Annotated in this window: 20 protein-coding genes; 14 read left to right on the top strand and 6 right to left on the bottom strand. The window is 35.4% G+C overall.

Annotated elements, in window-relative coordinates:
* The first annotated feature begins 398 nt into the window (after positions 1–398).
* The 3 genes from JUJ52_RS00360 to JUJ52_RS00350 all read left to right on the top strand — a co-directional run bounded on the left by JUJ52_RS00360 (position 399) and on the right by JUJ52_RS00350 (position 2,347).
* A complete protein-coding gene (locus JUJ52_RS00360; RefSeq protein ID WP_121604990.1) occupies positions 399–980 on the top strand; it encodes a hypothetical protein in 582 nt (193 codons plus the stop codon).
* Between the two features lie 17 nt (positions 981–997).
* A complete protein-coding gene (locus JUJ52_RS00355; protein WP_121604991.1) occupies positions 998–1,555 on the top strand; it encodes a histidine phosphatase family protein in 558 nt (185 codons plus the stop codon).
* Between the two features lie 78 nt (positions 1,556–1,633).
* A complete protein-coding gene (locus JUJ52_RS00350) occupies positions 1,634–2,347 on the top strand; it encodes a class I SAM-dependent methyltransferase (RefSeq protein WP_026682185.1) in 714 nt (237 codons plus the stop codon).
* A gap of 368 nt (positions 2,348–2,715) precedes the next feature.
* Here the strand turns inward: JUJ52_RS00350 and JUJ52_RS00345 are convergent, their stop codons facing one another.
* From JUJ52_RS00345 to spoIIP, 3 genes are all read right to left on the bottom strand, one after another.
* A complete protein-coding gene (locus JUJ52_RS00345; RefSeq protein ID WP_121604993.1) occupies positions 2,716–4,263 on the bottom strand; it encodes a flotillin lipid rafts scaffold protein FloT in 1,548 nt (515 codons plus the stop codon).
* Positions 4,264–4,322: 59 nt separating this feature from the next.
* Positions 4,323–4,868 carry an NfeD family protein gene (locus JUJ52_RS00340; protein ID WP_205388477.1) on the bottom strand — a complete coding sequence of 182 codons (546 nt, stop codon included), beginning with the start codon at positions 4,866–4,868 and terminating at the stop codon, positions 4,323–4,325.
* A gap of 294 nt (positions 4,869–5,162) precedes the next feature.
* Entirely contained in the window at positions 5,163–6,290 is a 1,128-nt protein-coding gene (spoIIP, locus tag JUJ52_RS00335; RefSeq protein ID WP_026682182.1) for a stage II sporulation protein P, read from the bottom strand.
* A gap of 197 nt (positions 6,291–6,487) precedes the next feature.
* On the opposite strand from spoIIP, the gene JUJ52_RS00330 reads away from it, so the two are divergent.
* The 4 genes from JUJ52_RS00330 to JUJ52_RS00315 all read left to right on the top strand — a co-directional run bounded on the left by JUJ52_RS00330 (position 6,488) and on the right by JUJ52_RS00315 (position 10,594).
* Positions 6,488–6,886, top strand: coding sequence for a VOC family protein (locus tag JUJ52_RS00330; RefSeq protein WP_026682181.1), 399 nt, complete (start codon positions 6,488–6,490; stop codon positions 6,884–6,886).
* 13 nt (positions 6,887–6,899) lie between these two features.
* Positions 6,900–7,235, top strand: coding sequence for an ArsR/SmtB family transcription factor (locus JUJ52_RS00325; protein WP_026682180.1), 336 nt, complete (start codon positions 6,900–6,902; stop codon positions 7,233–7,235).
* A 10-nt stretch (positions 7,236–7,245) separates the two neighbouring features.
* Complete coding sequence (locus tag JUJ52_RS00320) at positions 7,246–7,728, top strand: SRPBCC family protein (protein WP_205388478.1); 483 nt, start codon at positions 7,246–7,248, stop codon at positions 7,726–7,728.
* Positions 7,729–7,867: 139 nt separating this feature from the next.
* Positions 7,868–10,594, top strand: a complete 2,727-nt coding sequence (locus JUJ52_RS00315; RefSeq protein ID WP_205388479.1) for a UPF0182 family membrane protein — start codon at positions 7,868–7,870, stop codon at positions 10,592–10,594.
* 129 nt (positions 10,595–10,723) lie between these two features.
* On the opposite strand, the gene JUJ52_RS00310 is transcribed toward JUJ52_RS00315, so the two are convergent.
* Together JUJ52_RS00310 and JUJ52_RS00305 are read right to left on the bottom strand one after the other, a co-directional pair.
* Positions 10,724–10,873 carry a YjcZ family sporulation protein gene (locus tag JUJ52_RS00310; RefSeq protein WP_034679373.1) on the bottom strand — a complete coding sequence of 50 codons (150 nt, stop codon included), beginning with the start codon at positions 10,871–10,873 and terminating at the stop codon, positions 10,724–10,726.
* 31 nt (positions 10,874–10,904) lie between these two features.
* Positions 10,905–11,006 carry a YjcZ family sporulation protein gene (locus JUJ52_RS00305; protein ID WP_080668726.1) on the bottom strand — a complete coding sequence of 34 codons (102 nt, stop codon included), beginning with the start codon at positions 11,004–11,006 and terminating at the stop codon, positions 10,905–10,907.
* 209 nt (positions 11,007–11,215) lie between these two features.
* Here JUJ52_RS00305 and JUJ52_RS00300 point away from each other — a divergent pair, with 209 nt between their 5' ends.
* From JUJ52_RS00300 to essA, 7 genes are all read left to right on the top strand, one after another.
* Positions 11,216–11,470, top strand: a complete 255-nt coding sequence (locus tag JUJ52_RS00300) for a hypothetical protein (protein ID WP_026682178.1) — start codon at positions 11,216–11,218, stop codon at positions 11,468–11,470.
* 315 nt (positions 11,471–11,785) lie between these two features.
* Positions 11,786–12,079, top strand: a complete 294-nt coding sequence (locus JUJ52_RS00295; RefSeq protein WP_026682177.1) for a WXG100 family type VII secretion target — start codon at positions 11,786–11,788, stop codon at positions 12,077–12,079.
* Between the two features lie 133 nt (positions 12,080–12,212).
* Positions 12,213–12,452 carry an ESX secretion system protein YukD gene (yukD, locus tag JUJ52_RS00290; protein WP_121604999.1) on the top strand — a complete coding sequence of 80 codons (240 nt, stop codon included), beginning with the start codon at positions 12,213–12,215 and terminating at the stop codon, positions 12,450–12,452.
* A gap of 39 nt (positions 12,453–12,491) precedes the next feature.
* Positions 12,492–13,715, top strand: a complete 1,224-nt coding sequence (gene essB / locus JUJ52_RS00285; protein ID WP_121605000.1) for a type VII secretion protein EssB — start codon at positions 12,492–12,494, stop codon at positions 13,713–13,715.
* 27 nt (positions 13,716–13,742) lie between these two features.
* A complete protein-coding gene (gene essC, locus JUJ52_RS00280) occupies positions 13,743–18,146 on the top strand; it encodes a type VII secretion protein EssC (RefSeq protein WP_121605001.1) in 4,404 nt (1,467 codons plus the stop codon).
* Complete coding sequence (gene esaA / locus JUJ52_RS00275; protein ID WP_026682173.1) at positions 18,147–20,978, top strand: type VII secretion protein EsaA; 2,832 nt, start codon at positions 18,147–18,149, stop codon at positions 20,976–20,978.
* Positions 20,959–21,408 (top strand): type VII secretion protein EssA, encoded by a 450-nt coding sequence (gene essA, locus JUJ52_RS00270; protein WP_026682172.1) that lies wholly within the window; start codon positions 20,959–20,961, stop codon positions 21,406–21,408. The genes esaA and essA overlap by 20 nt, the downstream gene beginning before the upstream one ends.
* A gap of 29 nt (positions 21,409–21,437) precedes the next feature.
* On the opposite strand, the gene JUJ52_RS00265 is transcribed toward essA, so the two are convergent.
* The gene (locus JUJ52_RS00265; RefSeq protein WP_026682171.1) at positions 21,438–22,229 is read right to left on the bottom strand and encodes a DUF2268 domain-containing putative Zn-dependent protease; all 792 of its coding nucleotides are present in this window, start codon (positions 22,227–22,229) and stop codon (positions 21,438–21,440) included.
* Positions 22,230–22,302 lie beyond the last annotated feature (73 nt).

The following is a 22,302-nucleotide window of genomic DNA, read 5'->3' as shown; positions in this document are numbered from 1 at the left end:
ATCTCCGTTAACTCTCTACGTTTCTAATCGGGTGCTTGCGCTTTTGTTGTGTGTGTGGGACGAATGCGGAAGTCTCCAGTATTCTCTGTCTTTATACGGAAAAGAATCCCCCTTATCTAACGCCATCTTATATAGGGGAAGACAATCTTCCGTGTTCTGTAGATCTACTTACCTTCATTAGAAAGCCGCTCGCCGTTTCATCGACCTGTTTTTTCGATCCTTCTCATACACGACGTATAACGGTTTTTCAATGTCTTAATTTTGTGTACACGTCTAGGATGATACCTACTTATTCGAGGACTACTATCAATTTAGCGTAAATAAAACGTTACGCGTTGAGTTTCTTTTGTCAGAGTATTATGGATTCGGTATAATAAGTCGAAGAGGAGGCGTGCAGAATGATTTCTTCATTAGTAATGTACATAACCGACACTTTAAATGCAACAAAAGGGACATGGGGGATTGGGGGTTCCCAACTTTTATATCAATACGGCATTGTAGATGAAGTCCATGATTTAGACTTAATCATTCCTGATAATGAGGTACAGCTTTTCACGGGGGCTATGAGATGTATTGGGACAGAAAAGGACGTACAAAAGAAACATCCCTTTTTAACTACGTATTTCTTTAAATTTTGTGTGGATCAGCTAGAAGTAGATGTAATGAGTGAATTTAAGATCGGGCATTCAGATGGGGTATATACGTATGCATTCACCAAAAATTCTATTGTTGAGCATCAAATCAAGGGTAAAAAGGTTCCTTTTTGTAAATTAGAGGATTGGTTTATCCTCTACCAGTTAATCCCGGGAAGAGAGCGAAAAGTAAAACAATTAGAAAATTATTTCCTGGGTAATGGTATCTGTTATCCTAGTATTCTATTAGCTGCAATCGAAGAAAATTTACCTTTGCAAATGAAGAAGCGTATTCAAACTGTGTTAGATAATACGATAGAAGCTAATGGCAATTGGAAATCTAAATGAGGGAAGGAGGATAGTTGATGGTAACAACAATTTATTTGGTAAGGCATGCTCATTCAACGTATACACCTGATGAGTACAATAGAACCTTATCAGCACAAGGTGTAATTGCTGCTAGTCAAGTAACAGATAAACTCACAAAAGAAAACATTCACCATGTCTATTCGAGCCCTTATCGACGAGCTATTCAAACTATTGAAGGGACGGCTAGACAGTTGGACAAAACGATAGGTCTGATTGAAAATGTTAAAGAGCGGATTTTGTCAGATAAACCGGTAAAGGATTTTCAAACAGCCATTACCAAGGTTTGGGGCAATTATGATTTTGCTTTCACAGGTGGTGAGTCCAATTATGAGGCACAACATAGAGGAGTTAAGTCCATTTTTGAACTATTGGAAATTCATCAGAATGAGAATATTGTAATTGGAACACATGGAAATATTATGGTACTCATCATGAACTATTTTGATCGTCGCTATGATTTTTCGTTTTGGGAAAAGCTTGAAATGCCAGCAATCTACAAGCTCGTTTTTAGGGAGAAAGAGCTTCAAGAAATACAAAAAATTGACGTAGACTAGTTCATATAAACAAGCAAGGATAGTTTCCATTTTTCGCGTTAACTATAACATTGGGCTGTTATGAAAGGGGTAGTGCTAATGAAATCCAAAATAAAACAATCGTTTGATCAATTATCCTACGCGTATGAACAAGAGGTTGACAAAGTAAGCTTATACAATAGCCAATATGAAAGACCAGCTATGCTGAAGCAAGTACCTGAGGATTTAACAGGGAAATCAGTTTTGGATGCAGGCTGTGCAGCGGGTTGGTATACAGAACAATTGGTGAAAAGAGGGGGGAGGCTAACAGCAGTTGATCTCAGCCCCAAAATGGTAGCTGCTACAAAGAGAAGAATGGGAGAAACAATACAGGCTTATTGTGTTGATTTAGAAGAAGTACTTCCATTTACGGATAATTCCTATGATATCATTGTTAGTTCTTTAACGCTTCACTACTTAAAAGATTGGCACAAGACCTTCGTTGAATTTAAACGTATATTAAAACCATCTGGCTTACTATTATTTTCTGTACATCACCCACAGATGAAATTCTTATTAGACCATATGACTAATTATTTTAAAGTAGAACTAATGAAGGATAGATGGAAAAAAGCGGGGGTATCCGTCGATGTTTACTCATATAGTAGGCCAATGCAATCTATTTTAAACGATACACTTTCTTATTTCTCACTTGAACAAGTAATTGAACCCCAACCAACACGAAAGTTTAAAGAACAGAATCCAACAGGTTATGAAACATTAATGAAGCAACCACATTTCTTAATCGTAAAGGCACGAAACGATAAAAGATGAGAAATAAACACACACTAAAATTAGTGGGCTGAGACAAATGTGTTTTATCTTGTATATAACTGGCAGTAAGACTGCCAGTTCAAGCAATAAAGTGAAACTTCAATCAGTGGGGAATAAACAAAATCCCCACTGATCAAGGTTTGTTCTGCCCCCTTTGTTTACACAAACCAGGTTCTTTCATCAGTCGAACAAAATACTACGCTTTCTGCGGATAAGGCTTCAGCAACGATACATCGCTTCCATAAATTAGATTTTCTCTCTAACTTCCGGGGGTTGGTATCTTATCGTTTGGCTCATGGGTTAATTATGTTAATTTTGTCCCATCTTTGAACAGCGAAAGCTCCTATCCATTAAGTATATCTACATGATTACTTATTGTGATCTATCTCTGCTAATTGTTGTTCGGTGTCATTTTTTCTATACCTTATTTGTTCGAAGTCAGTATTATCTGAAAGATTGTTTTTTCCGGTTATATTTTCTAATAGCTCTTTTACATCAATACCTGAGGAAGCTTTGAGGGATTCCTGCAAGCTTGCCATTAAGTTTGTAGCATATCCAGATACCTTATTAGCACCACCGTCACTTCCACTGCTTCCAGTATCTACAACCGTAAGCTTATCAATATTTGAAAGTGGAGCGGCAATTTCTTTTGCATATTCTGGTAGCATTTTCATTATCATATCTAATATGGCTGCTTGACCATATTGTTCAAATGCCTCTGCAATTTCACGTTTTGCCTCAGCCTCTGCTAATCCAGTAAGTCGGATGACCTCTGCTTCAGATTCTCCTTGTGCTCGTTGAGATTCAGCCTTGGCAAGACCATCAACCCTTACACGCTCTGCATCTGCTCTGGCTTCAGCTTCAATTCGGTATTGATTTGCTTCTGCCTCAGCTATTTGTTTTGTCTTATCGGCGATAGCTGATTGCTCTACCGCATAACGATCTGCGTCTGCTTTCTTCTTAACCTCAGAATCATATTGTCTTTCTCGTCTTTGAATTTCTTTTTCTTCCAATTCAATTTGCTTTTGACGTTCAATGATTTTTATTTCCATTTCATGTTCGGTTACTTCCTGCTTTGCTCGGGCTGTTTCTAAATCATAGGCTTGGTCAGCTCGGGCTTTTGCAATATCCTGTTCTCTACGATAATCAGCAGTTTTCAATTGATTCACTTTTTCTGCCTCGGCGATTTCTGTAGATCTTTCTAATTCAGCCTTTTTCGCGTCTTTCGCTGCTTCAGCGCGTTTTATACGTGTTTCCTTATCCGCTTCTGCTGTAGCTATATCAGCATCTCTCTTTACTTGCGCAATTCTGGGCTTACCAAGTGATTCAAGATAACCATTTTTATCCTTAACATCCTTTATAGTAAATGAGACAATGATTAAGCCCATTTTTGCTAAATCTTGAGATGCAACACGCTGTACTTCCTGTGAGAATTTATCACGGTTTTTGTAAATTTCTTCGACAGTCATTGACCCGAGAATGGAGCGCAAGTGTCCTTCTAAGACCTCTCGTGCTTCATTTTCTCTGTCTTCTTTTGATTTGCCTAAAAACTGTTCTGCGGCAGTTGCAATCTCTCCAATCGATCCACCGATTTTAATAATTGCTGTCCCATCTGCCATAACAGGAACTCCCTGTTCAGTATAAACTTCTGGTGTGGTTACTTCTAATTTACTAGAAAGCAAGCTGAGTGGTTCCGCCTGTTGGAAAACAGGTAGTACAAAGGCACCCCCTCCTCGAATGATCTTAATCTTATTACCTGATTCATCTACATGAACATTTTTCCCACCTAGGTAGCTCCCAGTTACGATTAATGCTTCGTCTGGACCAGCGGTTCGGTATTTTGTGATAAAGACTCCAATTAATGCTAATAATAAGAAAACCGCAACTCCGATAACAATCCAAAATCCTTCAAACATAAATTTCCTCCTCCAACATGTATATTATTAACGTACAATTCCAAATTGGATTTGTAGGGTTAATCAGATTCATAGACTTCCAATTCATCTTCATAAGGTTCTACATAGAGCACACCATTTTTCACCTCAAGTACTAATACTTGAGTGCCTTCATGCATACCTTTTGTTGTATATTGTGTTGCAGGTTTTGATATCATTCCGCTTTTACTTTCAATAACAACTTCCCCATATCCTTCATCAGGAATTGGAATAATGATTTTACCAACTCTTCCAATTAACGATTCTTCTGTGTAACTTAACGATTCCTCAGCTGTAGATAAGGGAATAAGAATAAAAATATTTAATAGTGTATCTAAAATAAGACTTATAACTAGAGATAAACCTATAATAAAAAGACTAGATAATGTAGTAGTGGACTCTAGGATATATCCTGCTGCTGAAAAAAAAGTAATAAATGCTAAGATGAGCACGGGATTTATGAATGGAAAAATTTCACCAATCCCCTCGAGAAAGTCTCCGAAAAAAATGTAAAGAACAGTTAAGAGTCCTGCTATGATAAGTACATATAAATAGACTGTCTCAATTGGTGCACCAAATAGGGACATTCGAATCACATCCTTCATAAAGTTGTTATGCAACTTTTTCTTTAATAGTAATACGTAGTAAAATAGGGAAAAGTTTCGTAATTTTATTAAATTATAAAATATGTAGCGGGAATTATTAGATATATCGCTTGATAAAAATAGATGGAGGAACGCTTGTTTCTATTGAAGAAATCTTCCTTTGCTTTTAAGCGAGATGCTAAGGGATAGAAAAGTAGGAAAACCTGCAAAAATAGGCTATCGAGATTTTCGATAGCCTGAGAAACGTGAAGAGCCCTTATAGAAAATACATTTCTACTAACCGTCAGCATTTACCTTTTCTGCATTCATATGATAATCACTGATAACTTCAGCTAATGCTTCTGTTGTATTGCTAAGTTCTTCCTTGTTATTATCGACGCCGCCGACCTCAATTAGAATAGATTTTGCAGAGAGATCTTGGTTATAAATACCATTTCCTTCTGACTTATCTTTTAAATAGATACCGCGACTAATTCCTGGATATTTTTCTTTTAGACGATCGTTTAATGCTTCAACAAATTTTAAGTTTTCTTTGTATTTCTTGTGTTCTACCCCTACAATGAAATAGAGTTTGGCGTAATTTTTTCCATGAACATTAATAGTAGTTTTTTCTTTTCGTTGTGCATCACGATGAATATCGATTAGATAATTTACATGATTGTTGGATGCCATTACTTCTTCGATGGTTTGACGTGAATATTTATACGAATCATAATAATCCCACCCTTTTTTGTGTAATTCTGCTGTTACATTCGTTGTATCGTGAAATGTAGTTATTCCCTGTTTTTCTAATTGCTCTGTTAATAAAGAGCCCACCATTACAATATTTTTACTATTATCGGTACTTGATGCATCACTAGGTTTTTTCTTTGAATCTCCTAATAAAGGTAGGAAAGCTTCCCAACTATGACTATGATAGATAAATATTTCCGCGTTATCTTTATCATCACTTTCCTCGTTGGGTTGCTCCGTTTTTTTATTATTTGAATCTTCCTTTAGCAAATCTTCAAAATCAGGAGGTGGAGATTCCATTGGTATATTTGTGCTATTTTTGTCTGCTCCTGCCGTATAAATATTATTGGAATAAGCAGTTAATCCCGGCAACTCTAGGTTTAGCAGGCTGTTAAAATTGTTAGGTGTAATCCCTGATGTTCCTTCAAAAAGTAATCGTGAAAACTTTGGAGTTTCCATACCATTTTCCTCCAAATGATTATCCAATTGAGGTATTTCCGTACTCATTATAAAAAGCAAGGCATCTGAAAAAATAGTTGACTCCGTGATTTTACTTATCAATGGTACATGAAAGAGATCAGCATGAATTTTTGGTAGAGTCATAAAAGCCACAAGCAGAAGTAATATGACTGTACTAATAACCGATGTTAGTAGTGTGTTTTTTAGATTCATGATAGAAATCAGCCTTTCCTATTCTTTCTAGATTCTATGCTAGATATCGTTTTTAATAGAACTATAATTCAAAAAAGGTATCAAAATCACTATTTAAGGTGTAAAAAATAATGTTTAACCATTCGGTTGACTATTTGATGGCTATTCTTTATTATTTAACTAATTGGTTAAATAATAAAGAAAGGAATGAAGGAAACATGGGAAAAGTAACTCCCTTTTTAACATTTTCAGGTAATGCAGAAGAGGCAATGAATATTTATACGTCTATATTTAGACAATCAGAAATTAAGGAAATTATACGCTATGGAAAGGGCGAAGTTGGCAGAGAAGGAACTGTACATCAAGCGACTTTTATCATTAATGATCAAACGTTTATGTGTAGTGATAGTGTTGTTAAACATGAATGGTCTTTTACACCTGGTATCTCTTTGTTTGTAGCGTGTGAGTCAAACCAAGAAATAGAGAATGCTTTTCACGAACTTTCTAAGGAAGGGCAAGTGCTTATGCCACTTGACAGCTATCCGTTTAGTGAGAAGTTTGCTTGGATAGACGATAAATTTGGGGTATCTTGGCAACTAAACTTAAATAGTAAATGAATGAGGGATTACGATGGTCGTTAAGCAGCAGGAAGCAAAATTAGATCATGTTTTTCACGCATTGGCTGATCCTACTCGACGGAAGATAATACGTTTAATAGCAGCCCATCCTTGTACCATATCGGAGTTATCTAAACCTTTTCCTATTTCTTTGGCAGCTATTTCCAAGCATATCAAGGTATTGGAAAAGGCAGGGTTAGTAAATCGTCATGTCAAAGGCCGTATTCATAGCTGTAGTATTCAGTTAGAAGGACTTTCTGTAGCTAGAGAATGGCTGCGTTTCTATGAGGACCTGTGGAACAGTCAATTTGATAAATTGGAAATAGAACTAAATAACGATGAGTGTTAGGAGGGGAGAAATGGCGAGTGAATCACAAGTTACATTACAAATGAAGCGTCAATTTTCTGTACGGCCAGAAAGGGTATTCGATGCTTGGCTTGATCCAAACTGTATGAAAAGATGGCTGTTTACTACTTCTGGGTCAAATAAAGTATGTACAAATCATTCAGTTGTCGGTGGGACATGGGAAATTGTTGATCACCGGGATGGTAAGGACTATCGAGCGATAGGTAAGTACTTAGAGATTGAAGAGCCGAAAAAAATTGTATTTACATTTCAGATGCCGCAATTTAGTGAATCAGTGGATAAAATTAAGGTAGAGCTGAAAGAAGTTGAGTCTGGTTGTGAAATGATATTCACGCAATTTATAAATATTCCACATGAGATAGGCTGGGAAGCTGAGGATATGGAGAAGGAGAAAAAATCATATAAAGAGCAGTATAAACATGGATGGAATCTCATGTTTATCAGCCTTGAACAACAAGTAGCTAGGGATAAATAGCACGAAGTCTTTTTGGACTTGTGCTTTTTTTGCTTTAGCATAAAAATAATGAAACATTTAGCAATTATTCACGTAAAAGAAGATAGTGCTTGTGAAGTTTGCTACAATATAAGAAATAGTTTTCTCAGGGGGTTAGCGCTTGGAATATAACGAACAAAAGGAAACAGTAAAATCAAAAAAGTGGAGACGTGTTGGGACTGGATTTGCGATATTTCTTGGTATAATCATTATCCTCCTATCGCTTGGTTTAATAAGCTTTCAATGGATTATTGACTATATATGGATGGATTCACTTCAATTTGGTAGTATTTTTACAACCATTATTGGCAGTAAAGTCATACTCGGTATTCTTGGATTTATCCTCTTCTTTATACTTACATATATTACTATTTCATGGATAAGAAATTCCTACCTTAGTCATTTCCACGATAATCAGCTACCATCGATGATCGAAAACCTGAAGCAGAGCAGATTATTAATGGCGTCCATATCACTTGTATTCGGTGCGGTAGGTAGTATGATTGTACAAGGAATAGGGTGGGAGCCTTTACTGAAAATGGTAAATCAATCCTCATTTGGATTAAATGACCCGTATTTTAACATGGATATTTCCTTTTATATGTTTGTCTTGCCATTCATTAAAATGATTGTATACATTTTACTAGGGTTAAGTATTTTCTATTTAGTAATTGAGATTGGTTTCTATTCCTTTTTTCATTTATATCAAATGAGCCGTTCAGCACAGCTTCATATGGGGATTACATTAGGTATGATCGGACTTCTTTTGGCAAGTCACCATTTATTGCAGCCTTATGAATCCATGTTAACCAATCAAGTTAATTTGTTTCAAGAAAGTGCTGTACATGGGTTAAGTTATACTGATAAACTCGTAAACATTCCGGCATCTTATATTTTAGCTGGTACTGCTGTAATTGGAACAGTATGGATGGTTAGTGCTTTATATCGTCGGAAATATTATCAGATGATAATCCCCATAGCTGGTTATCTAGGGCTCGTCATTGTAGCGCAGTTAGCTTCTGTCGGTGTTCAACAATTTATTGTGTCTCCAAACGAATTCTCTAAGGAGTCACCATATCTAAAGCATAATTTGGAATATACCAGAGCAGCCTATCAATTAGAAAGAATTGATGAGCGAGAGCATCCAGCTAATCAATCATTGACTGAAGCAATGGTTGATAGGAATAAGTTAACGCTAGACAATGTCAGAGTCAATGATTCAAGACCATTACTAGATATTTATAATCAATTACAAACATTTAGGACTTACTATAAATTTAATAATATCGACATTGATCGGTATGAGATTAACGGGGAGTACCAGCAAGTGTTTATCGGAGCGAGGGAATTGAGTACGGTAGACTTACCTTCACAGGCTAAAACATGGGTAAATCAAAAACTCCGGTATACACATGGTTATGGTGTTGCTATGAGTCAGGTAAATCAAGTTACCGAACAAGGTCAGCCTGAGTATATGGTGAAAAACCTTCCTCCAAAAGGAGATATAGATATTACTCGTCCGCAAATTTATTTTGGGGAACAAGATTACGATAATGTCATCGTGAATAGTAAGAAGGATGAATTTGATTATCCTTCCGGCGATGAGAATGTATCCAATCGATTTGCTGCCAATAGCGGTATCTCTTTATCTGGAATCAATCGACTTCTATTTTCGTTACAAGAAGGATCATTTCGTATGTTTGTTTCTGACCAGATAACAAGTGAAAGTCAGATTTTACAAACGAGAAATATTATGGATCGTGTTGAACGGATTGCTCCATTCTTTCAATACGACAAGGATCCCTATATTTTTGTGAGAGAGAATGGTAGTCTTGCATGGATGATTGATGCTTATATAACTGCGGAAAATTATCCGTATGCCAAACCACATGTAGGAAATGAAAATTATATTCGGAATGCAGTAAAAGTAGTAATTGACGCGTATACTGGAGAAGTTAATTTTTATATGGTTGATAAAGAAGATCCATTATTACAAACATATGCGAAGATGTTTCCAGATCTATTTACAGAGGAAATACCAGAAGACGTTCGTTCGCATTTTCGATATCCAGAAAGATTATTTACCATTCAAGCAAAAATGTATGGAACATATCATATGACTAATTTAGAAGTATTTTACAACAGGGAGGATTATTGGCAATTTCCAACGGAGAAATATTACAATGAAGATATTGAAATAGAGCCCTATTATATCACGATGAAATTGCCAGAGTATGAAGAAGAAGAGTTCATGCTTATGATGCCATATACTCCAAAGAATCGGCAAAATATGATTGCGTGGATGGGTGTACGAAACGATGGAGAAAACTATGGAGAAATGCTTGTGTATCGTTTCCCTAAGCAGAAAAACAGCTATGGGCCACAACAAATCGAGAATAGAATTAATCAAGATAGCACCATTTCCCAAAAATTGAATTTATGGTCGCAGGGAGGATCAGAAGTCATTCGAGGAAACCTATTAGCAATTCCGATTGAAGATACAATGTTGTATGTAGAGCCAATTTATATTGAATCCTCAAATGCTACTTCTTTACCTGAAGTGAAGCAAATTGTAATGGCATATGATGACCATATTGTTATGGAAGCAACCTTTGATAAAGCATTGGATAAGATACTTCAATATATTGGTCCAAATCGGGTAGTGGAAGAAGGTCAAAATGATAAAAAATCCAAGGAAGGTGAAGGGATTACTGATTCTTCTGAACAAAAACTGCAAGAAATAGTAGAGTTGTTTGATGCTTATCAAGCGGCATTATCGGCTGGAAATTGGGAAGAGGCAGCAAAAATAATGACAAGCATTGAGAATAAGTTAGATGACGTAAAATAAGTTAAACTTTATATTCTTTTATAGAAAAAGGAAGTCAGGGCGCTATGATAGCGCCCTGATTGTATAGGTTGTTCTTTTATACTGAAATAACGAAGAACACCAAAAAACTAATTTTTTATAAGAAAGGTATTACAACCAAGCTGCGCCAACGATAATAAGAAGAATGAATAAGACTACAATCAAGGCAAATCCGCCAACACCGTAACCATATCCACCACCTGCTGGAGCTCCATAACCATAGCCTCCGCAGCCACAACTAGATCCATAACCGAATCCCATTTAAACCCCTCCTACTAATTTATATAGCCTATTAACAAACGTAAGCTGCACCTACGATAATCAACAGGATAAATAAGACTACAATTAAAGCAAAGCCACTGCCGTAGCCATATCCGCCTACTGCTTCACCCATGTTGCTAACACCTCCAGTCCGTTTACATTAATAATGTATGAGCACAGATAAGAATTGATATAGGTTATCACCCAGATCATCAGAATTTGGGCGCTATTTCTCTGGAAAATCTCTTTATTTCCGCTATTCACCTGATACATCTGTCTTTTACAATGCAATATTTTATACATAAAATGTTGTATCTGTACTACAAATGGGGGGTGAATGATATGTCAGGATCACATTACTATTCCGTTTGTCAACGACATAAAGGTAAAGCTGTCGAAATTAAAACACACAATGGGAGAGTTCATCGAGGGATAATTGACCGTGTTAGCTCCAATCGAGTATATTTACGACCACTTGGTCAGCAAGGCTTAGGCGGATTTGGAATTGGATTTTATGGACCGGGTTATGGTTTCGGATTTGGTGTCGCACTTGGAGCCATTGCAACGTTGGCGGTATTGCCATTTTTCTTCTGGTAGTAAGAGAAAGGATGAGACAAACGTATTTTATTCACCTAATAATTCGAACGATTTCAGTTGAATCATTTCGGATTATTAGGTTCTATCATTGATCCAGCAAATTTTGGGTTAACTATTATAGTTTTGTAGGAAATTAGTAATGTCAACATCTAGTATTATAGTACTTATGAGTGGTAAGAGACTTTAAAGGCATTCAATTTCATGGTTATAAATACTTATTTTTGAAAAGATTCTATTTAAGTGGTAGCTACTACCAATATTTTCTTTTATAATGGCACTAAAGAACGATAGATATTAAAGTTGGAGGAAGTTTGTATGTCTGGCATGATGCGTATAAGTCCTGAAGAATTAGCAACTATTGCTCAACAGTATGGTATGGAAAGCGGAAATGTACTAAATATTGTGGGTAATTTGGATGGGCTAATGGAAAAATTAGAGGAAATCTGGGAAGGTAATGCAAAAGATGCGTTTGCGGGACAATATGAAGAATTACGTCCTTCATTCATGCAAATGGTTGAATTGTTAGAGGATGTGCAGAGACAATTAGCTTCAACGGCACAAACACTCCATGATACGGATGCAACTATTGCTAGTCAAATGCGTAAATAAGACTCTAAGTTGTAGTTATTTTGTTTCTTTTTTATGCGGATAATAACAGAAATAGTAAGTTTGTCATAGTGCCGCAGTATGTAAATTGCCGGCACTATTTTTTACGAAATAGAAAATAATAGGGGAGAAAAACATGTATATATATGTCACGGTTAATATTGAACGCTATCATCAAGAAAATATAGAACTGCGATTATCTGATCAATTTATGATTAAACAGCTGATTGATATCACATGGCAGGCGAAACAAATAGAAGGAAAACCAAGAGAAGGACATTGGATACGCGTAAAAAATAAGGAACGTGTTTATAATGGTGGGTTAACCTTACAAGCATGTGGCATTACAACAGGAGACTGTATCGAAATCCTATAAAGATACTAGATGGAATTGATAGTTTAAAGGAGCAAAGAAATGTCTGAGGAGCTTACATATTTAGAGAAACAAACAGACGCAGCTATTTCGTATGAACATGGAAAAATAGAAATCAGTTTTCACCGTGCAAAAGTAAAACTTAACGATCAATTAGAAATTGAATGGTTAAAGTCCATTAATCAAGAGATCCGTAAAGAAATAGTTCGAACGGAAGACGAATTAAAAATCTATCTGTCGCCACCTAAATCTTATCATGCTTTTCATAAACTATACTCCAAGAGTGAACAGGCACAGTGGCAGTTTGCATATAACTTAGTTCAACATATACAAAAACATGCCTTAAAACGATTAAAAATTATTGTTTGTCCTGAGAATATATTGTTTGACTATGGATTGAATCCCCATTTTTTACATTATGGTGTAAGTGAAAGCATACCACCTTATGAAGATAATGATGAAAGGTTATGGAGAGAAGTTAGGGCAGTTATTGCGGAGATAGCAGATAATAAAATTGATTTCGCTTCCTATGTAAAACACCATGAAACACTTGATCTGTCGCCAATTGCAAAGCAAATTATGGATGCAGAAACTTTTGAACAGTTACAGTCGATTATCACTCATCAATTACAAAATAAAGAGAAAGATGAGCAGTCTGTATTACATGTGCCAGCAAAAAAATGGAAAGTACAACGCTACACTTTGATCGCTGTATCTCTATTATTAATCCCAACGCTTTTCTATAGTTTATTTGCACTGTTTTTCAAAATCCCGCAGACAAACGCTTATATAGATAGTAACCGGTCATTTATGGAAGAACAGTATAGTTCTGTGGTAACAACGCTTGAAAACTATGATGAAGCATCTATGCCTTATGGAGTGAAATATCAGCTTGCTTCCTCTTACATTGTCAATGAATCATTAACAGAAAATCAAAAACAAAATGTTCAAAATACCATTACTTTACAGTCTGATGAGCGATATTTCTCTTATTGGATTAATATTGGACGTGGTAACTATCAAGAAGCAATTGACACCGCTAGGTTATTGGAGGACCGAGATTTAATCGTGTATGGTCTATTAAAACAACGTGAAGCATTAAAAATAGATCAAGAGCTTAGTGGAGATGAAAGAGAGGAAAGACTAAATAAAATTGAACGAGAAATAGATGACTATCAAGAAACAATGGATCAAGTCCAGGAGGGTAGCTCAGGGCAAGACGAACCACCAATTGATGAAGAAGCGAAATCAAACAATGGCGATTAAACACAGTTTACAACAGGAGGTGATCTTATGGAGCATCTGTGGTTATTTTATAATGGGTCCTATCAATACCAATCACTTAGCGGATTACAAGATATTTTAATAGGGAATAGTTTAAGCGACACAATTACGATTCAATCCATCTCCTTAGACTCATCAAAGATCTTAATTCGTAAAACGGGCGTTCAAAAGTTGGAAGTATTTCATGGCGGGCATTTTAAAGGTGAAATTGAACCCGACAAGCCGCATGAATTAAACATAAACAATCAAATGATAAAGCTTGTTTATCGATACCAGGAGTATCAAGAAAAAGATTATTACATTGGCAACCATTCGGAGCTGATCATACGTGATTTTTCCTTAGTAAGGCATGATGGTTCGTGGATATTACAACCTACTAACGATTCTGTTTTTCGAAATGGTGAAATTGTCAAAGGAGTAACACCCATACAGTATGGCGATAAATTGTTACATCAATATATATTCTTTTCTATTAAGAAAAACGATATCTTAACCGTTTACGCGCATAATCAATTTTCTATAGAATTAACAGAAATGAAAGAGCCAACATCGGTTATGAAGGAAAAGTATCCATCGTTTCGTAGAACACCTCGTATGATTTATGAAATGCCCGATGATAAAGTTGCTTTTTCGTTTCCTTCTGAGGAAATTGATGATGAAAGACGAGGAATCTGGCTAATTATTTTACCTCCGCTCATGATGCTTATTGTTATGGGGGTTGTAGCCTTGTTACGTCCACGAGGTATTTTTATTTTGATTTCTCTAGCAATGTTTGGTACATCGCTAATAACTTCTACTGTACAATATTTTAAAGAAAAGAAAAATCAGCTTAAGAAGCAGGAAAAGCGAAAAAGGTTATATACACGCTATTTAAAAAATAAGCGTGAAGAACTTTACCAGTTATCGAATAAACAGCGTGAGGTACTTTATTATCATTTCCCTTCATTTGAACGCATGAAGTATTTGACAAAAGAAATTAGTGATCGTATCTGGGAACGAACATTAGTAAGTAATGACTTTTTGCGGTTTCGTATTGGTAGAGCAAGAGTGCCATCTACCTACGATGTTTCTGTCCAACGAAGTGATATGTCCAACCAAGAAATGGATGATTTATTGGAAAAATCACAGGAGCTTGTTGCCCATTATAAGTATGTCAATAATGTACCATTAGTTATTGATCTATCCCAAGGTTCAATGGGAATGGTTGGTAAAGATTCAATCGTAAAGAAGGAAATTCAGCAAATTGTTGGTCAATTAAGTTTTTCCCAAAGCTATCATGATATTCGATTTGTAACTATATTTCATGAGGAAGAGTATAAGCAATGGGAGTGGATGAAATGGTTGCCACATTTTCAGTTACCACATACATACGCTAAAGGATTCATTTATAATGAACAGACACGTGATCAACTACTTTCTTCCATTTATGAAATGTTAAAGGAACGAGATTTAGACGAAGAAAAGGGTAAAATAACCTTTTCTCCGCATTTTGTGTTTATCATTACGAACCGTCAGTTAATTTCTGAACATGCTATATTAGAATATTTAGAAGGTGAACACGCTTCAATTGGCATCTCAACTATTTTTGCAGCAGATACGAAAGAAAGCTTATCGGAGCATATACACACCTTGGTAAGATACATTGATGATCAGCAAGGAGATATCTTGATTCAACATCAAAAAGCCGTACATATACCATTTAAACTTGACGGGCATCAAAAACAGGATAATGAAACCTTTGCGCGAACGCTGAGATCTTTGGATCATCAATTAGGGATGAACAATTCAATTCCAGAGAAAGTAACCTTCTTACAATTATTTCAATCAGCAGATATTCGTTGTTTAGACATTGCCAATAAGTGGCGAGAGAATCAGTCCGCCAAATCACTTGCTGTACCAGTTGGTCTTAAAGGAAAAGATGATCACGTATTATTAAACCTACATGAAAAAGCACATGGACCACATGGTTTGTTAGCTGGTACAACGGGCTCAGGAAAAAGTGAATTTCTACAAACCTATATTTTATCTTTAGCTGTTCATTTTCATCCTTACGAGGTAGCTTTTCTATTAATAGATTATAAGGGTGGTGGGATGGCTCAGCCATTTAAACACATTCCGCATTTATTAGGTACAATCACAAACATTGAAGGGAGTAATAATTTTAGTAAACGAGCACTTGCTTCAATTAAAAGTGAATTGAGAAGACGGCAGCGTTTATTTGATCTCCATGAAGTAAATCATATTCATGATTATATGCTTCTATATAAGCGAGGGGATGCCGTGGAACCAATGCCGCATCTCTTTTTAATCTCTGATGAATTTGCAGAGCTAAAGAGAGAAGAACCGGAATTTATTAGAGAATTAGTTAGTGCTGCACGAATTGGAAGAAGTTTGGGAGTACACTTAATTCTTGCTACGCAAAAACCTGGTGGTATTATTGATGACCAAATTTGGAGCAATGCACGGTTCAAGATTGCTTTAAAAGTTCAAGAGGAAAGTGATAGCAAAGAGGTTCTGAAGAATGGTGATGCGTCAAAAATCACAACCACTGGACGAGGATATTTACAAGTGGGAAATAATGAGGTATATGAACTTTTTCAATCCGCGTGGAGTGGGGGACCATATACAAAGGATGCGTTTGGTACGGAGGATGAAGTTGCGTTGGTTACAGACTTAGGTCTTATTCCTTTATCAGAGGTTTCAACAGAAGAAAGTGGAGCAAGGCATAAGAAAACGGAAATAGATGCAGTGGTAGAGGAAATCTCCAAGGTGCAAGAGGAATTGCAAATCCGCAAATTACAAAGTCCTTGGCTACCTCCTCTCCCACAGAGAATTACAAAAACAGAGGACAACATTGTAGCAGATAATGCGTACGAGATAGGTTTGGTAGATGAACCTGATCAACAAAGACAGACTAGTTATCTTTATCGTGTCATGGACGATGGAAACATTGGTATTTTCGGCTCTTCAGGCTATGGGAAATCAACGACAATACTTACATTTTTACTTCGTTTCTCAATGAAGAATAGCCCTGAAAAGATGAACTATTATATTTTTGATTTTGGAAATGGAGCACTTCTACCACTACAACAACTGCCACAAACTGGAGATTATTTTCGGTCAGATGACCATAGAAAGATTGAGAAGTTCTTCACTTTTATGTCAGCACAGATGGAAGAGCGAAAGCAGTTATTTAGGGATCAGGAAGTTAGTAATATTAAAATGTATAATGCTTTAGTAGAAGAGGAGTTACCAATTATCTTTATCGTGATTGATAACTATGATTTAGTAAAAGAAGAATTGCAGGAAATAGACAATCGCTTTATCCAAATTGCTAGAGATGGTCAATCGCTTGGTATTTATACAATTCTGACTGCTTCACGAACCAACGCGGTAAAGCATGCGTTGATGAGTAATCTGAAAACAAAAATTGTGCATTACTTGATGGATACGTCGGATAAATATGCGATCCTTGGAAAGACCGCATATGAAACAGAGGCAATTCCTGGAAGAGTTTATATTAAGAATGAAGAGCCATTTCTTGCGCAAATTTATCTGCCTTCAAGTGGCGAAAGTGATGTTGAGGTATTAACAGGCATTAAAGGAATAATTCAACTACTAAATAAAACCTATGTAGATGCTCCGAAGCCAAAGTCGATTCCGATGTTACCACATAAGTTATCATATCAATCATTTCTTAATCGTTCAGATGTTCAATTGTCTGGACAAACCCCGGCAATTGGCTTGGATGAAGCAAATGTAAAACCTGTGTATCTGGACTGGCAAACAAATCGACATTGCCTGATTCTTGGCGATACACAAAAAGGTAAATCAAATGTGTGCAAAGTTATTATCCATCGAATGAAGGAGAAAGCTATAATTGGATTATTTGATTCTATTAATCATTCATTAGCAAACTATGTAGAGGAAGATTCCGTTAATTATATGGAAACGAAGGAAGAATTAATAACATGGTTGAAAGAAATTGAACGAGAGTTTGAACGTCGAGAGCAAACATATAGGGAAGCTTTGATGGAAAGAAAAACAGCAAAAATCTTATTTTCTCCATATATACTTATGATTGACGGAATGAGTAATTTTCAGCAGAAATTGGATACTATGCTCCAAACAAAATTAGCAAATTTTATGAAGCATAATAGTCATCTTGGGTTTAGTGTTATCGTCTCTGGTGGTGCGAATGAATTTTCCAAAGGGTTTGATCCATTTACAAATGAAGTCAAACAAGTGAAACAAGCAATCTTACTCATGAAAAAATCTGAGCAAAACTTGCTTTCATTACCATATACACGTAATGAACAAGAAATTAAAGCAGGTTTTGGCTATTATGTAAAAAACGGTAACCCAATAAAAATTCAGATTCCACGCTATGACCTTGAAGGGGTGACCTATTAAATGGACAAGGGAATGAAAGCATCCATAGGGTTAAGCATGAAGGTACTAATTATATTACTATTACCACTTCTATTATTTCGTTATGTGGATAGTCAACCTAGAATTATTCTGGAAGAAGAGTCAAGTATTCGAAGTGTGGCAATTGTTAATGAAGATACTGGATATGAAAGTGAATTACAGTCGATTAATCTTGGGCATGAAATACCTATCCTATTAAAAGATCAGGAGGATTACTCATGGACCGTAGTTAATCGAAGTACAGCAGAGCAGGGGCTTGCTAATAAAAATTACGATGCGATTATGTATATCCCTTCCAATTACTCCAAAAATATAATGACCTTTAAAGAGAATCAGCCGACAAAGGCATCACTTCATTATGTAATTCAGCCTAATTTGGAAGCGAAGGAACGACAACGAATCCATAGGCAAATGGCGAATGCTAAAAATATAATTAATCAAGAAATGATATCGTTATATTGGAATTATGTTTCTCAGCAGGTCAATCATATTCGGGATCAGTTTGATTTAATTGTTGAAAAAGAAATTGCTTTTCAAGATGCAATGTATTCCTTCTATACACCTTCGTCAAAAACATTAGCGTATGAAATAGATGTACATAAATCTAACTTGAAAAACATATTAAAGGATACGAGTCAAGTTGATGAGATATCATCAAGCAATGTTCATACTGCTGAAAAAGTCGAAAACAAAATGAAGTCCTTTGCCAAAGCATTAAATGAATATAAAGAAACGCAAAAGAAACAACAGCGTTTATTAGAAATATATCTAGATGAAAACCAAGAGGCATTTCATGAAGGATTGACGAGATATCATCAGGCTCTTGAAGAAAGTATAACTTCAATTGAAGAACAGTTTAAGCAGCAATCGGTGCTATTTAAAGAAAATAGAAATCAATTATTGGGTAATTTTGAACATTTAAAGAATAATGTAGTACACGGTAGAAACTATGTGGATAAGTGGAATGAAATACAAGCAAAAAAATATGAATTACTTTTATTAAAAATAAATACGTATAAAGATAAATTTTTAAACGAACCAAATACTAAACTAGACAAAGCTATACGTAATTTAAAAGGTTTAAAAAGAGATATCATTGATATTCCAACAGCTCCTAATGTGAATGAAGTTATTACAATTGATTTAGCAAAACTGAGTGAACATATGGCAGAGTTGGGTAAGGCTATTGATCAGTTTTCAGCCGCAAGTGAGGAAGAGCCGGAAATTCCTAAAGAAGATAAGGCTGACTGGAATAATATAGTCAATAACTTCGCAAAATTAGATACGGAGTTAAATGCTTTAGTAGAATTGCAATCTAACAATCCAAATCCTAATGAAATTATTGATGTATGGGAAGAACACGTCAATGAATGGAATAAAACTTATAAAAAACTGATGGATCAGATAGAAGAGCCCATTTTGAAATTAGTTAATAACATTGAAGAGAAACAAAACAAAATATTAGTAAGTAAAGAAATATCTGATGAAAGAAGGGAGTTTTTAAAGGGTGAGTTTGAAAAATTAAAATTGGATAATAAACCACTTATTTCTTTAATTGTGTATTCAGAAGAGTTATCAGTCTACATGAATACATTAAATCAAAAGAAAAAAGTAAATAATGACATTTTGAGCGTTTTTGAGAAGGAATTACATACATTAACTACTTTAAATTCAAATTATTATACAAAACTCAATGATGTATTTGGCAAGAATTTAAACGCTATTAATTCATCAAAATCAGTAGGAGAAGAAAGGATAGGTCTTAGTGAATTAATTAAAAACACAGAAGATTTATTTGCTTCTTATAATGATAAACTGAATCAAGGAAAAACAAATATTAAAAGTATTATAGAAGAAATGGAGCTTGGTTCAGCTAATATTACAGAGAAACTACAGAAAATTAACGATCATACCTTTGAATGGAAGATATCTCCTGTCCTAGAACAATTAGATGGAGAAATGATGGTCGAAATTCAGCAAGGTACCATGTCTGATTTAGAGCATATGGCTGAACTGTTAAATAAACTAAATGAAAACCAAAATCAAATAACTTCCTCCACAGAAGAGCTACAGGAACAAGTAAATACGGTTCAGCAGCAATCAGATGAATTAAATAATAAATGGTCACAAAACGTTGCTTCATCTGAAAAGGTACGGAATGAAATCTATGATATCCTAGGAAATACAATTGTGGATGGACAAGTAAATCCACTTGTTTTCAATTATTTATCAAATCCTGTACAAGTGGAAGGACAGCTGAATGGTCAAGTAAAAGCAGAAACAGAAGATAGGATTCCACCAGTAATAATGTTTATCATTATTTTATTAAGTGGTTTATTAATTGGTTTTTTAAGTAATTACTATTCCAATACATCCTATCTTGTTCAAGGCGGACTGTTCTTGCTCTTAAATATAGCTGTAGGGTTGATTATTAGTATTTATGGATTGAACATGTATTCATTAGATAATGCTAGAGCTATGCAATGGTCGCTATTTACTATATTGTTGTTGGTTACCTGTGCAAACATAGTTCGTGGGGGATTATTTATTGGCCAATTTGTCGGTTGGATAACAAGTATGATGATGATCGTGTTTTTTATTTCACCTTTAGTAGATCTAATTGTACCGGAGTTTCGATTTAATAATCCGATAACGGATGTATATATTTCTTTACAATATGGTACAGGCGAATCCACCTATTTAGCTATGTTCATACTAGCCTTAATATCGTTACTCATGTCAGCTCTTATTTACACGATTCAGCAGTTTAAAAATAAGTCTAAGGTGGATGAGGATGAAGAAGAAGCACTTTAGTTTACTCGTTCTAGTAGCTTATTTCTGGTGTAGTCCCGTTTTTGCTGAAGGAAGCGATACACCGGAACCTAATGAATACAAAGAAAAGGAAATAGAAATAAAAAAATCATATCAAAATGATGTAAGCAAAAGAGGAGAATTACCAGAGGAACAAAAACATTTAACATTCCAAAAGCAGGATCAAACAGATAGTATGCAGTTAAGGGAGCAATTATTCCAAATTTCTCGACTAGAAGCAAATACGATTATAGCAAAAGCAGATCAATTAGCACTTTTTTCAAAGCAAGATCGAAATACTATCCGAAAACAAGAGATACAGCCAACGGAAAGTCCGTCCAATATCTTAACTGTATTGATAGTTACTGTGGTCATTATTATTGCTGCAATGTTTTTGCTGATTATTCCAAAGTACAAGCAATCCCATAATTAATTTTATGGGATTGTATTTATTTAATCGACTCAACCCCTAATATCAACATTATCTAGCTCTGCTATCTTTTCACTAGTTAATGTTAGCAATTCCTGACTAGTAGCTCGATGTTTTTCCAGGTATTTTTTAACTAGATAATTGCCAACGGAATAACCCATCATGAATGGATAAAATTGAAGTCCATAAAGGATGTGATGATGTTTTCTACTTTTTTTTGATAGTTGGTTATGAGGTAGAATATGTTTTTCCCAAAAAACGTTTAACATATCATCTGAATATTTACTTGTATAGAATGCTGTATATTTTTCACCTAGCCGTTCACGTACAGCATTTTCTGCCAACCCCTCTAAAATAATCGTGTCTAGTAAAGTATAATCTGCTTCTTCCTTGGAATAGTTCGTTAATCGACAGGCATGATTATATTCATGCGTAAGTAATGCTTTTATTTCATTTGGTGTATTTGTGTCGGATAAAAATAAAAAAAGTTTATCTTTAAAAGTTAGCCCAGCCTTACTATTATAATCATCTTTTAACTTACGGTTGGTGGTATCAGATGGGAAAATGAAAATAGGAACACTAGGGCCATTCCAGAGTCTTTTTAGCTGTTGATAGTCTTCCTCTACGGTTTGCCAAACTTGTTTTTTTATAAGTTGCCTGACTCGTTGTTTTTGTAGTGGTGGCAGGTACATACCGAATTGGGTTAAGTGGGCATATATTTCATCAGCGTAAGCATGCTCAAAATAATCCTCCATCTTTTCCGTGATTTTCAAAGGGGTTTTATAGTGCTTTAACAACCATTGATCTGTCCGTATAACTCCCATTTTTCCCCACCCTTACATCATTATTTTGATAGCATATGCGCTTTTTTTATAGACGTTTCCAGACTATATGTAT

It is taken from the genome of Virgibacillus sp. AGTR, assembly GCF_016919725.2.
GTDB classification, from domain to species: Bacteria; Bacillota; Bacilli; order Bacillales; family Amphibacillaceae; genus Virgibacillus; species Virgibacillus salarius.
The sequence above is the reverse complement of the archived record's forward strand: the minus strand, read 5'-3'. Positions and strand labels throughout refer to the sequence as shown.

Bases quoted from the DNA above. Each gene is read 5' to 3' on its own strand.
- JUJ52_RS00360 (WP_121604990.1), top strand. From the start codon at position 399: ATGATTTCTTCATTAGTAATGTACATAACCGACACTTTAAATGCAACA.
- JUJ52_RS00355 (WP_121604991.1), top strand. From the start codon at position 998: ATGGTAACAACAATTTATTTGGTAAGGCATGCTCATTCAACGTATACA.
- JUJ52_RS00350 (WP_026682185.1), top strand. From the start codon at position 1,634: ATGAAATCCAAAATAAAACAATCGTTTGATCAATTATCCTACGCGTAT.
- JUJ52_RS00345 (WP_121604993.1), bottom strand. From the start codon at position 4,263: ATGTTTGAAGGATTTTGGATTGTTATCGGAGTTGCGGTTTTCTTATTA.
- JUJ52_RS00340 (WP_205388477.1), bottom strand. From the start codon at position 4,868: ATGTCCCTATTTGGTGCACCAATTGAGACAGTCTATTTATATGTACTT.
- spoIIP (WP_026682182.1), bottom strand. From the start codon at position 6,290: ATGAATCTAAAAAACACACTACTAACATCGGTTATTAGTACAGTCATA.
- JUJ52_RS00330 (WP_026682181.1), top strand. From the start codon at position 6,488: ATGGGAAAAGTAACTCCCTTTTTAACATTTTCAGGTAATGCAGAAGAG.
- JUJ52_RS00325 (WP_026682180.1), top strand. From the start codon at position 6,900: ATGGTCGTTAAGCAGCAGGAAGCAAAATTAGATCATGTTTTTCACGCA.
- JUJ52_RS00320 (WP_205388478.1), top strand. From the start codon at position 7,246: ATGGCGAGTGAATCACAAGTTACATTACAAATGAAGCGTCAATTTTCT.
- JUJ52_RS00310 (WP_034679373.1), bottom strand. From the start codon at position 10,873: ATGGGATTCGGTTATGGATCTAGTTGTGGCTGCGGAGGCTATGGTTAT.
- JUJ52_RS00305 (WP_080668726.1), bottom strand. From the start codon at position 11,006: ATGGGTGAAGCAGTAGGCGGATATGGCTACGGCAGTGGCTTTGCTTTA.
- JUJ52_RS00300 (WP_026682178.1), top strand. From the start codon at position 11,216: ATGTCAGGATCACATTACTATTCCGTTTGTCAACGACATAAAGGTAAA.
- JUJ52_RS00295 (WP_026682177.1), top strand. From the start codon at position 11,786: ATGTCTGGCATGATGCGTATAAGTCCTGAAGAATTAGCAACTATTGCT.
- yukD (WP_121604999.1), top strand. From the start codon at position 12,213: ATGTATATATATGTCACGGTTAATATTGAACGCTATCATCAAGAAAAT.
- essB (WP_121605000.1), top strand. From the start codon at position 12,492: ATGTCTGAGGAGCTTACATATTTAGAGAAACAAACAGACGCAGCTATT.
- essC (WP_121605001.1), top strand. From the start codon at position 13,743: ATGGAGCATCTGTGGTTATTTTATAATGGGTCCTATCAATACCAATCA.
- esaA (WP_026682173.1), top strand. From the start codon at position 18,147: ATGGACAAGGGAATGAAAGCATCCATAGGGTTAAGCATGAAGGTACTA.
- essA (WP_026682172.1), top strand. From the start codon at position 20,959: ATGAAGAAGAAGCACTTTAGTTTACTCGTTCTAGTAGCTTATTTCTGG.
- JUJ52_RS00265 (WP_026682171.1), bottom strand. From the start codon at position 22,229: ATGGGAGTTATACGGACAGATCAATGGTTGTTAAAGCACTATAAAACC.